This is a genomic window from Bacteroidota bacterium, from assembly GCA_030706565.1.
Lineage (GTDB): Bacteria > Bacteroidota > Bacteroidia > Bacteroidales > JAUZOH01 > JAUZOH01.
The window spans coordinates 1-12,210 of the sequence record JAUZOH010000091.1 but is presented as its reverse complement, the minus strand read 5'-3'; the positions used below and the strand labels follow the sequence as shown (position 1 = coordinate 12,210).

Annotated in this window: 6 protein-coding genes; all 6 read left to right on the top strand. The window is 37.3% G+C overall.

All coding sequences use genetic code 11. The features are described 5' to 3' along the window. Nucleotides 1-201: 201 nt before the first annotated feature. Nucleotides 202-3,342 (top strand): TonB-dependent receptor, encoded by a 3,141-nt coding sequence (locus tag Q8907_06745; GenBank protein ID MDP4273959.1) that lies wholly within the window; start codon nt 202-204, stop codon nt 3,340-3,342. 38 nt (nt 3,343-3,380) lie between these two features. After that, on the top strand, nt 3,381-5,138 hold the full coding sequence (locus Q8907_06740) for a RagB/SusD family nutrient uptake outer membrane protein (protein ID MDP4273958.1): 1,758 nt from the start codon (nt 3,381-3,383) through the stop codon (nt 5,136-5,138). 67 nt (nt 5,139-5,205) lie between these two features. Beyond that, nucleotides 5,206-6,276, top strand: coding sequence for a hypothetical protein (locus Q8907_06735; GenBank protein MDP4273957.1), 1,071 nt, complete (start codon nt 5,206-5,208; stop codon nt 6,274-6,276). Nucleotides 6,277-6,561: 285 nt separating this feature from the next. Then, nucleotides 6,562-8,451 carry a glycoside hydrolase family 97 N-terminal domain-containing protein gene (locus tag Q8907_06730; GenBank protein ID MDP4273956.1) on the top strand — a complete coding sequence of 630 codons (1,890 nt, stop codon included), beginning with the start codon at nt 6,562-6,564 and terminating at the stop codon, nt 8,449-8,451. 112 nt (nt 8,452-8,563) lie between these two features. Then, nucleotides 8,564-10,480: an alginate lyase family protein gene (locus Q8907_06725; GenBank protein ID MDP4273955.1), complete on the top strand. Its 1,917-nt coding sequence runs from the start codon at nt 8,564-8,566 to the stop codon at nt 10,478-10,480. Between the two features lie 117 nt (nt 10,481-10,597). After that, nucleotides 10,598-12,210 (top strand): class I mannose-6-phosphate isomerase (locus tag Q8907_06720; protein ID MDP4273954.1); only part of this gene is annotated, 1,613 nt, incomplete at its 3' end.

Genomic DNA, 12,210 nt, shown 5'->3' with positions numbered 1-12,210 from the left:
TAAAACATGTAAAAAACTTCAAATGCATTGTCTTTTTTTATAAAAGAATGAAAATAATTAACCTTAAATCATTAATTCGGGAAGAGAAAAAACGGAAAAAACTTTAAAGGTCAGGTCCACAAGGTGAATTTGAACTTTGTTAAGAAAAATGAAAAACTTTGCCTTAAACTAAAATTAAGTAATGAAACAAAATTTAATATTATGAAATTTCTACAAAAAAATAAGAAGAAATTTTTTAGTTATACTTTATTTTTTATCCTTATAGTATTTTTTCAGGCAACGGTATTGGGTAATGTGACATCATCCCTGAAATTGCAGCAACCCAAAAAAGTAAGCGGGAAAGTTGTGGATAGCAAGGGAGCCCCTATGGCCGGTGTTTATGTGTTGATTAAAGGAGAAAAAGAAAAAAGTACAATTACAGATGCTGATGGGTTGTTCAGTATAGAAGCTGCGTCCAACAGTATGCTGATATTTAACTCTTTGGGTTATCAGCAGCAGGAAATTAATGTGGGTTCTTCAAATAATATTACCGTTACGATGGTGGAGAATCTTCAAAAATTAGAAGAAGTAGTGGTCGTAGGTTATGGAACACAGAAGAAAAAAGACCTGACTGGTGCTATTGCTTCTGTCAGGTTAGAGAATTCCGCATTGGCTACTTTACCTAATGTTAATGTTTTGGATGCGCTCAAAGGTTCCATGCCCGGATTCAATGTGGGTACTGTAAATGCTGCCGGAAGTAATCCGAGTTTCAGCATCCGTGGGCAAAATTCAATAAAAGCTTCAAATACCCCGCTGATTGTTTTGGATGGGGTGGTTTATATTGGCAGTTTTAATGAAATTAACCCTGCAGATATTGCTTCTGTTGATGTTTTAAAGGATGCAAGTGCTTCTGCAATTTATGGATCTCTGGCTGCCAATGGGGTTATTCAAATTACAACCAAACGTGGTAAAACAGACAAACCAACCGTACAGTTGAGTATTAATGAGGGGATACAAAGTCCTACCAATCGTCCTAAGATGTTGGACGGCCCAGGATATATACAATTGAGAAAAGACAGGTTCCTGGCTGATAATCCCAATAGTACTTACGATTTGAATTCAAACCTGGCTCCCTATGAATTGGAAGCCTATAATACAAATCATACAGTCAATTGGTACGATGAAGTTACCAGGGTTGCTCCATTTAAAAATTACAGTGTCAGTGTTTCCGGATTGACCCAACATTCCAATTACTACATTTCCGGAGAATATATGGATCAAAAGGGAATTGTGGTCGGTGATCAATTTAAAAAATTCGTTGTTCGTGCTAAGGTCGAAACTAAAATAACCGATTGGTTAAAAGTGGGCGTTAACCTGGATATGACCAGTAAAAATGCGGATGGGGTTGCTGCTGAATTGCGCATAGGAACCATTGATAGTCCGTATTCATATAAATATGTTCATGACAGGGGTACTACAAATCCCGGATTTGGAGATTTTACAAGCTGGCTTGAACGTTATCCTCAGGGACAGACAACCACTTCCAATCCTTTATGGCAAACTCAGCAATACAATGAAGACCGGAACCAGAATTACAGGGGAATTACATTCGCCCGGATCGATGTTCCCTGGGTAAAGGGACTTTCCTATACATTCAATTATTCCTTAAACCGTTGGGAGGGACATTCTGCAAATTTCCAGGACGAAAATTATTTTGTCAATACGATGATATTGAGCGATTTAAAGGATCCTTCCGGCCATCTGATTGAAGCAAACGGATCTAAACAAAATCAGGGGCGTACAGACTGGTATATGAATCATTTGGTCAATTATAATCATAGTTTTGGCGATCATTCTTTTGATGTTACTTTATTGGCCGAGCGTCAGGGACAAAAGAATTTTAACATGTCTGTCAGTTCAAAGGATTTTTCAGGTGCCGGTACTACAACTTTGGGTGTAAATTCCTTGGAATTGGGTAACTCTGCAAACTACCAGATAAATACTGATTATTCCGAACTTTACCAGTTGGCTTATATGTCGCGTTTGAATTATGTGTATAAAAACCGTTATCATGCCAGTTTCTCTATACGAGAAGATGGTTATTCCGGTTATGCCGAAGGACATAAATATGGAATATTCCGTGCTGCTGCTTTGGCCTGGACAGCAAGCGAAGAATCTTTTGTGAAGAATAATTTGACATTTGTCAATAATCTGAAGCTTAGGTTATCCTATGGTGAGAATGGCAATCCATCTGTAGGCGCTTATGCAACCTTCCCCACTATGGGTACCGGAACAATTTTGTTGGGGGGAAATACTGTTAAAACAACTTTTCCCAATAAATTAGCCAATAAAAATTTGAATTGGGAAAAGACTACAGCTCTTAATTTTGGACTTGATTTTTCAATATTTAAAAATGTATTAAGTGGATCGGTTGATATTTATAACTCAAATACCACAAATCTTCTTCTTAACCGTTCTATTCCTATTATTAATGGGTTTAATACAGTAAGTGACAATATAGGAAAAATTAACAATAAGGGTATTGAAGTTCAATTGAACACTGTTAATTATTCTACAAGCAAGTTCTCCTGGAAATCAGGGTTTAATTTTTGGCTGAATCGAAACAAGGTAGTGAAATTATATGGTCTGGATGCCAATAAAGATGGAGTTGAGGACGATGATATTTCTAATAATTTATTTATTGGAAAATCATTGGGCGCTAACTACACCTATGTAATGGACGGTATTATCCAAAAGACAGATGTTCAGTATATGACAACCTACGGAGGTCAACCTGGGGATATTAAATTTAAAGACCTGAATGGTGACGGCAAGATTGATGCCACACATGACCGTACTATTGTGGGTTATGACAAGCCTAATTATACCCTTACCTTTTCCAATACGTTAACCTATAATAACTTCGAACTGTATTTCATGATCAATTATATTGCCGGCGGTGGAAAAGACAATTACTACATCGGCAACAACAGTTTTGCCTATTACCCAAATGCTCTTTATGGAGGATCAGCAGCTAACTGGTTGGATAAACAATATTGGACACCTGAACATCCTTCCAATAGTGTTACCCGTGTTAATTACAATAATTCTGCCTATAATTACGGGTTCCCCAAGTCACGCGAATTTGTTCGCCTCCAGGATGTGTCATTTTCATACAATCTTCCTAAAACTTTATTGAAAAAGCTGCCTCTTTCCGCATTGAAACTATATGTGTCGGGTAAAAATCTTATGACATTCTCAAGCTGGGAGGGACTGGATCCTGAAACCGGAACTCCTTATGCTGATATTAATGGTTTTCCCGTATTTAAAATCATCACTTTCGGTTTAAATGTGACTTTTTAGTGGAAATAGTTAAACTATTGTTTATAAAATCTATTGTTATGAAAAATAATTTATATTTATTTATTATACTATTTTCTCTCCTTTTCATAGGAGGATGCAAAGACGATGAATTCTTGCGTGAAAAGCCGGCAGATTTTCTTACTGTAGACAATGCTTATTTGAATGCTGCACAGTTCAGAACTGGTTTGAATAATTTATATTCGATTTTACGTGATAATTATATCTATAAGGATGGAGATACCTACTTTGTTCAATTTGGAGTAGGTGCAGATATTAATTTCAGTCAAAATGATCAAAATGTATGGACAAATTATTCAAATTTAAACGGTAACGCAGGTTGGCTTGCTGAGCTTTTTAACCGCCAATATATAATGATTAATGATGCCAATAACATATTGGCTCAATCTGAAAATCCGGATGTGAAATGGGTCAATAATGCCGAAAAATTGGAAATCCAGGCTGAAGCTCACTTTTTTAGGGGATTTGCATACAGATTCCTTTCGGAAATGTGGGGAGATGTTCCCATTCTTACAGAACCGGTTGCTAAACCTAGTTTGGGGTATACCCGCGATAAAAGAGACAAGGTTTATGAGCTTTGTGTAAATGATTTTAAGTTTGCCGCTGAAAATCTTCCCACCACTACAAATGATGTTGGAAAATTGGTAAGTGGTGCTGCTTATCATTTCCTTTCCGAGATGTATATCGCACTGGCAGATGAAAGGGGCGGTACTGATAAAACCCTTTATAAAAATGCTATTGATGCTGCCAGTAAGGTCATTGATGGCGGGGTGTATCAGCTGATGACCAGCCGTTTTGGTTATAGAAAAAATGTAGCCGGGAAAGACCCTTATTGGGATTTGTTCCAAATGACCAAAGAAGATGGTACAACCAACTTTAGCTATCAGGGTGGGAATAAAGAGTCACTTTTCATTATTCATCTGGATAAAAATAAAGTTGGCGGACTTCCTGGTAATTTACCCACCCGTTCCGATCAGGAAAGAGCTTTCTGGCCGGCATTCTGGGGATATAATGGCCAATTTGGATTTAAAGGTGTTGCCTATGACTGGATGGGCCGTGGAATTGGATGGGTCAGGCCAACTAATTACTATATATATAACTTATGGGGTCAATCCGGTAAGGAAGATACCCGAAATGCTGAGTGGAACATAAACCGTGTATTGAAGGTTCCTAATCCTGACCTTACCTATCAGGATTTACCTGACCCGACCAGAAATTGGCCAACCGCTCCACAGCAGATTCAACTGGCCAACGGCACGACAATTTCAGTACAATTACATCCGGGTGATACGATCAGGAAAGAATGGTTGACTACCCGTACTGATACCATGAATAGATGGTTTCCCAGGGTGATGAAGATGGGCTCTGACTGGCACTATACAACCGATCCAAGTAACACCTTTGTACAGGATTATTATGTGGCCCGTTTGGCAGAGACATATTTGTTAAGGGCTGAAGCATATATGAAATACGGAGACCTTGGCAGCGCTGCTGCTGATATTAATACAGTAAGAGCTCGTTCCAATGCTAAACCTGTTAGTCAAAGTGATGTAAATATTGATTATATCCTGGATGAAAGAGGACGTGAATTGTATGGTGAAGAATTGAGAACTTTAACCCTTTGCCGTTTAAAACTGTACTACGACCGGACCAAACGCTTTGGATATGAGGTGTGTAGAAATACAATAGATAATTGTTCTTTGAGGAATAACTTATTCCCAATACCGCAATCTGTAATTGATGCTAACTATATGGTGTTGTTCCCTCAAAATAATTAATTATAAAAACGTGCCCATAACCTTTGTTTAAGGGCACGTTTAATATAAAAATGTAAAATATACAATTATGAAAAAAAGTAAAAAAATATTTTCTATTATTTTCTGCTTTGCCTGTATTTCATTATCCCTTGTTTCGTGCGGAAAATATGAAGCCCCGGTTGTATCTACTGATCCGGTAAATTTAGAAGGCGTTCAGGATACTTATGCTTCACTGAATGAAAATTCTTATTTAAAAATCCCTGTAAAATTTACGAGTTCCTGTGATTCTGGTTTGTTAACTGCAAACTATAAGGTCGTAAATAAACGGGCAAGCGATTTGAATTTGGTTTTTGGTCCTGCAATTAGCCTTCCGATCCACGGAAACTCTATTGATACCACCCTCAATATCCCGGTAAGAAAGGGCCTGATGGCTGTTGTCATCTCTATTTATGATAAATCAGGAAAATTAAGTTGTAAAACCATTAATGTTCAAAATGTAGTTGCTTCCGATCAAAATGTAAAAACTTTGACCAATGTGGTAATGTCAACTGATCCGGCTGATAATCAATGTTTTTTCTCCTTGTATGAGGCCATTCCGGTATTCGGTCAGAATGTAGCTTTAACCAAACAGAACAGGATAGATTTCTTTATCGCCAATATGGGTGGTGCTAAGCCTGTATCCTGCAATGCCTATGGTGCTTCAAGCAGCTATTACAGTTCTTCCCTCCCTTATTTGACGGGTTTCACAACTCTTACTTACAGCCTGTTAACCGCAAGTAAAAGTTATATAACTTCAGATGCTTTTAATGCAATTACCAAAGAATCCGATCTGAATAAATTTATTGATTCAACGGTTATTGCAGCGGCTCCCAAAGGCAACAATTATAATGTGATGAACGCTGACCGCCGGGTTGGAGATGCTTTTAACGAAACTGCAGTTAATAAAGGTTTTATCCTGGGGTGGGGATATCATACTGTTCCTACGGCTTCTGCTACTTCCGTTCTTAACGAATCATTTGCTCTCATTATGATACGAAGTGTCACCAAAAAAGCCAATGGCCATTATGTGATAACCTTTGATGTCAAAGCTCCTGTTGCAGATCAGCGCGCTGATTATAATGCCTGCTCTATTAGTCCATATGCTCCATATCCTTTATAATTAGTTAAAATAAATTAATTATCTGAAAATGAATTCACTCTGAATGATTTTTATTCTGAGTGGATTCGTTTTTTATTTTTGAAAAATATTTTTTTTGAATTTTAAATTGATAAGAATTTAACAATAAATAATTTATTATTAAGTCTTCTATTTACTTATTTCCTTTTTTCCTTTTTCATTTTTATATCTAAGGGATTAATAGTCTATAATGCCCTTGATTCTTGTAAGATAGGAATATTGATTTCTTGTATTTAAGCTAATAATCATAAATTCATTCATTTCTTCATGAGTAAAAAAATTATAATCGTCCTGATTTCTCTGATTTTCTGCGGCGGATTTTTAAAATCTCAAAATTCTTTTGTAACAGAATCTCCAGATAATAATTTAAAAATTTATGTTTTATTCGAGCAAAATGAACTTTTTTATAGAATAGATTATAAAAATAAACCTGTAATACTTAAATCTTCGTTGGGGATTACCAAGTGGGAAAATAACCTTTCAATTAACAAGGTACTGCAAAATTCACATGATTCAGTCTGGCATCCTGTTTATGGAGAAAGGGCTACTGTGAGGGACCATTTCAATGAAAAAATATTTGTTGTCAACGAAAAAAGTATGCATAGCAATATGTATTTGATTGTTCGTGCATATAACGAGGGTATTGCTTTTCGTTATTTTTTTCCCTCGTTTTCAAATTCCGGGGTCAGTCAATTAAACATATCCGGCGAAAAGACCACATTCAACGTCCCCAAAAATACAACCTGCTGGTTTGCGCCTTTTGCCCAGGCGGATTATAAATGCTTACCAATCAAGGACTGGCCGGGTGAAGCCGAACGTCCTTTAACATTACGTTTAAAAAATGGCCTTTATGCCTGCCTGGCTGAAGCAGAAATGGTGGATTACAGTAGGACTAAATTTATAGTCAAAAAAGGGGAAGAAAATATTATCCACTGCAAAATGTTTGATGAAGTCAGACATCTTACCCCTTTTGCAACCCCATGGCGCGTGGTCATGGTCGCTGAAAAGCCGGCTGATTTACTGGCAAATAATGATATTATCCTGAATTTAAATCCTTCGTGCAGGATTAAAAATACCGACTGGATAAAACCTGGAAAAATTATCCGAACTGTTTCTTTGACAACAGAAGGAGCTGAAAAAGTAGTGGATTTTGCTGCCAAACATAAAATTGATTATATCCACTTTGATGCGGGCTGGTATGGCCCTGAAACTTCAATTAAATCAGATCCTCGCAAAGCAGATGTTGATCCGCAAAGGTGCAAGATAAATGATTTAAACATTCCTCAGGTTGTAAATTACGCCAAAAATAAGGGTGTTGGGGTGTGGGTATATGTAAATCAAACCGGGTTGTCACAGTATCTTGATGATATACTCCCTTTATATCAATCATGGGGTGTTGCAGGAATAAAGTTCGGTTTTGTAAATGTCGGCTCTTTTCAATGGACGAAATGGCTTCACCAAGCTGTTAGAAAATGTGCTGATTGTCATATAATGGTTGATATTCATGATGAATACCGGCCAACCGGATTCAGTAGAACGTTTCCAAATCTTCTGACACAAGAAGGAATACGGGGGAATGAAGAATTCCCGGATGGCATAACCAATACGACATTGCCATTTACGCGTTTTATTGCAGGCGCGGCAGATGCTACTATCTGTTATTTTCATCGTAAAGAATTAAAACCTGAATTGGCTAAGAACCCTCATGCCCGTTTTTTGCTTAATACTTCATGTCATCAAATGGCTCTTTCTGTTATAGATTATAGCCCTTTGCAATTTTTGTACTGGTATGATTCTCCGGAAGATGTAAAGGATGTACCCGAATTGCGGTTTTTTGATGACTTACCTACAACCTGGAGTGATACAAAAATTGTAAATGGACAAATAGGAGAATTTGTTACTGTTGCCCGGAAAAAGGATAATATATGGTTTGTCGGTGCCATTACGAATAATGATGCAAGGAAGATGAAGGTTCATTTGGATTTTCTTGATTCAGGCAAGAATTATCTCCTTACCTTATACACCGACGGTGGTGATAAAATTAAAACACCTACCCATGTGGACATAAACAAGATTGAAGTCACTAATAAATCGGTGTTAAGACTTGATATACTTCCACGTGGTGGCTGCGCAATGATTATTCAGGAGAAAAAATAATCATTATGATTATATCAATCAACCTGTAAAGATGTTCAATTTATAATAGGGTTAGAAATATTTATTAATTGTAAATGTATAACAATGACCAAATTCTAAAAATACTGGTAAGATGAAGTTGAAAAATATTTTTTTTAAAATCGCTTGGTTGTTGTTTCTCCAGTTACCCTTGGAAACTTTTGCCCAACAAACTTCTGATTTTTATTTCTATTCTCCGGCTGACATCAATACAATCAAGGAATCAGCTCAAACACCCTGGGGGAAATCTATTGTTGACAGTTTAAAAAAAGTTATTGATCAACGCATGGCTTATCCTATGGATGTTCCAAATGAGGAAGGTGGTTATACTCATGATTATTATTGTCCAATCCATAATGTTCAGTTTTTATTTGACTGGAATTCCCCTAAATCACACTATTGCCCGGTATGTAAAAAAAATTGGCAGGGAACTGAACGTTATGACTGGGCATGGATAAGTTTAGTACATAATAAAAATCTGGATTTTATTATGGCCAACATGTACCTGTTTCTAATTTCCAATGACAATAAATACGCTGCAAATATTAAAAATTTGTTGCTTGATTATGCCCGGAAATATCCCGGGTATCTTGAACATAATCGGGAACGGAAACTGACTTCTGTTTTAAGTGGTAAAATGTTTGCTCAGAGCCTGGACGAGGCAGTCTGGGCTATTGATGTTTCAAGGGCTTATGCTGTGGCCGCTTCTGCCATGACCGACAGCGAGCGAAATATTATCAAAAAGAATTATTTAACGCCCTGTGCTGAATTATTAATGTCTCAAAAGCATCCGGGAAATTGGCAGGTCTGGCATAATGGAGCAATTGCCAGTTTGGGCGTGGCATTGAAAAATGACAGTATGATCAACGTGGCGCTGGAAAAGCCGCTTTATGGATATCATGCCATGATGAATAAGAATGTATATAAGGATGGCTGGTGGAATGAAGGCTCAGTCGTATATCATTTTTATCCGTTGAGGGCTATACTGCTTACTGCTGAGGCTGTTCGCTGCAGAAAAATAAATTTGTACGACAGTACATTATATAAAATGTTTGTATCGCCTATTCAAATGTTATATCCTGATTTGACTTTCCCGTCCTTGAATGATGGGTGGTACGGCACTTCTCTTTTGGCTCAGGCACCTTTGTATGAAATAGCTGCTTTGAGGTATAAGGATTCTCTAATATATAAGGTATTATCCCATGGCTATGCTAAAATACGGAGGAATTCTCCTGAAGCTTTAATTAATGGCAGGAATATTGAAGGCAACCTATTGCCCTTGAATTTAAAGAGTTTTTTATTCCCGGATTTTGGAGTAGGGGTTTTACGGTCGAAATATGCCACCGTAGTTGAGAAATATGGGCCGGATGGTGGTGCTCACGGACATCCGGATAAATTAGCCTGCAGCATCTTCAGTAATCAATCCGAAATTTTGCCGGATCTGGGAACTCCTGCTTATGGCGTTCCGGATTGTAATAATTGGTATAGAAAATCAATAGCACATAATACAATAGTGGTTGATCAAAGCGATCAAAGGAAAACTGAGGGAGATCTTAGGTTATTTAAACCTGAAAATTGTGGGGGGACAATTATTACCCATACCAATAAAGCATATCCGGGTGTTGATATGCATAGAAAGTTGTCATTAAAAAACAATAAACTGAAAGATGAATTTATCTGCACTTCCTCATCCGAACATATTTATGATTATGTTTTGATTTTGACGGATTCCTTAAATTTTGGAGGGAACAGGGATACTTCCATTATTGAAAATTATAAATCCATCAGGCAGGTTAAAGAGATAGAGCAGAAAGGACATTTCACATTTTCTACTAAGGATGCAAGGGTAATCATCAAAGTTAATTCTGCAAGGAAAATCAAGCTTATTTCCGGGGTAGCTCCTGGAATCATTTCTATGGCCAAGAATAATGAAAAGAATGTTTATCCTTTGATTATAAGAATGAAGGATAAAAATATTAAAGTTCAAACAACCTGGATTTTGAGAAAATAATGATGGTCGCCTCAAAGTAGCCAGATAAAGATTAAATGAAACCGGAATTTTTAAATTTGAAGCTAAAAATTTAAAGTAGTAGTTTTAGCGGAGATTATAGCATAAAATAAGTTCATCATGTATAGTTCAAATTATGATAAATTCCCTTCTATTCCAGTAGAAGGTTCCATCTGGTCGGGTTGGAAGGAAATTCTCAGACATTTGAGAAAAAACATTAATGATTCAAATAAAGAGAAATTTATTCTTTTAGTTGAATGTTATCAAGGGGTGAATGACAAGGAATTAATAAAGGGATTTCATAGCCTTGATCCTTACTTATTTATAAACACAAAGGAAATTTTTCGTCCGGAATCCGAAATAGCCTCTTTAACTTATCCGGATGTCACTGATGATAGGGTATTCGGGTATATGACAAGGCTTACGCTTAATGATTTTGTTGATAAAGAGAAGGTTGTCGAACTGCAAGGCGAAGTCAATAAGGTAAAAGGATTAGTGATTATATATGGAACAGCCTCTTCATTGATCATTAAGGATCCGGATATGATCATCTATGCAGATATGTCAAGGTGGGAACTTCAGTTGAGGCAAAGGAAGCATAAAATATGCAATATTGGCCTTGATAATAAGGAAGAATCCCCGGCATGTCAGTACAAACGCGGTTTTTTTGTGGACTGGAGGGTCTGTGATCAAAATAAAAAAAGAATATTTGGTCAGGTGGATTATTGGTTGGATACCGTTCAAGAAAATGCTCCTAAAATGATTGATGCCCATACCCTGAAATTGGGATTGGAAAAGGCGGTCAAACAGCCATTCAGGCTTGTCCCGTTTTTCGATCCCGGACCTTGGGGGGGACAGTGGATGAAAGAAGTATGCAATTTGGAAAAAGATGTGCCGAATTTTGCCTGGTGTTTTGATTGCGTTCCTGAGGAGAACAGTCTTTTATTTAGGATCTCAGGACAGATTTTTGAGTTGCCGGCAGTGAATCTTGTCTTTTTTAAAACCAGGGAATTACTTGGTGAACCGGTAGAATCCCGTTTCGGACAGGAATTTCCCATCCGGTTTGATTTTCTTGATACAATGGGTGGAGGCAACCTTAGTTTGCAGGTGCATCCTACAACTCAATATATTCGGGATAATTTTGGAATGACGTATACACAGGATGAAAGTTATTATATCCTTGATGCCAAAGAAGATGCAACCGTTTTCCTGGGATTAAGGAAAGGAATTGATCCTGAGAGTATGATTAAGGTTCTGAATGATGCCCAATTGGGAAAAATAGATTTTGACCCTGATCGATATATCAACCGCTTCCCTGCTAAAAAACATGATCATTTTCTTATCCCCAACGGAACCATTCATTGTTCGGGGAAGAATTGCATGGTTTTGGAAATCAGCGCAACTCCCTACATTTTTACATTTAAATTATGGGATTGGAAACGCCTGGGATTAGACGGCAAACCACGCCCGATCAACATTACTCGTGGTTCTCATGTGATACAATGGCAAAGGGATACTGATTATTGCCTGAATGAACTGGTGTCAAAAGTAGAGAACATCGGGGAAGGGGATGGCTGGCTGGAAGAAAGGACAGGTTTACATCCTGATGAATTTATTGAAACTCGCCGGCATTTGTTTTCAAAACCTGTAGAGCATATTACAAACCAGAGTTTTAATGTAATTATTTTGTTAGAAGGAAGGGAATCAATTGTGGAAAGTACTGATCATATTTT

Bases quoted from the DNA above. Each gene is read 5' to 3' on its own strand.
- Q8907_06725 (MDP4273955.1), top strand. From the start codon at position 8,564: ATGAAGTTGAAAAATATTTTTTTTAAAATCGCTTGGTTGTTGTTTCTC.
- Q8907_06735 (MDP4273957.1), top strand. From the start codon at position 5,206: ATGAAAAAAAGTAAAAAAATATTTTCTATTATTTTCTGCTTTGCCTGT.
- Q8907_06730 (MDP4273956.1), top strand. From the start codon at position 6,562: ATGAGTAAAAAAATTATAATCGTCCTGATTTCTCTGATTTTCTGCGGC.
- Q8907_06745 (MDP4273959.1), top strand. From the start codon at position 202: ATGAAATTTCTACAAAAAAATAAGAAGAAATTTTTTAGTTATACTTTA.
- Q8907_06740 (MDP4273958.1), top strand. From the start codon at position 3,381: ATGAAAAATAATTTATATTTATTTATTATACTATTTTCTCTCCTTTTC.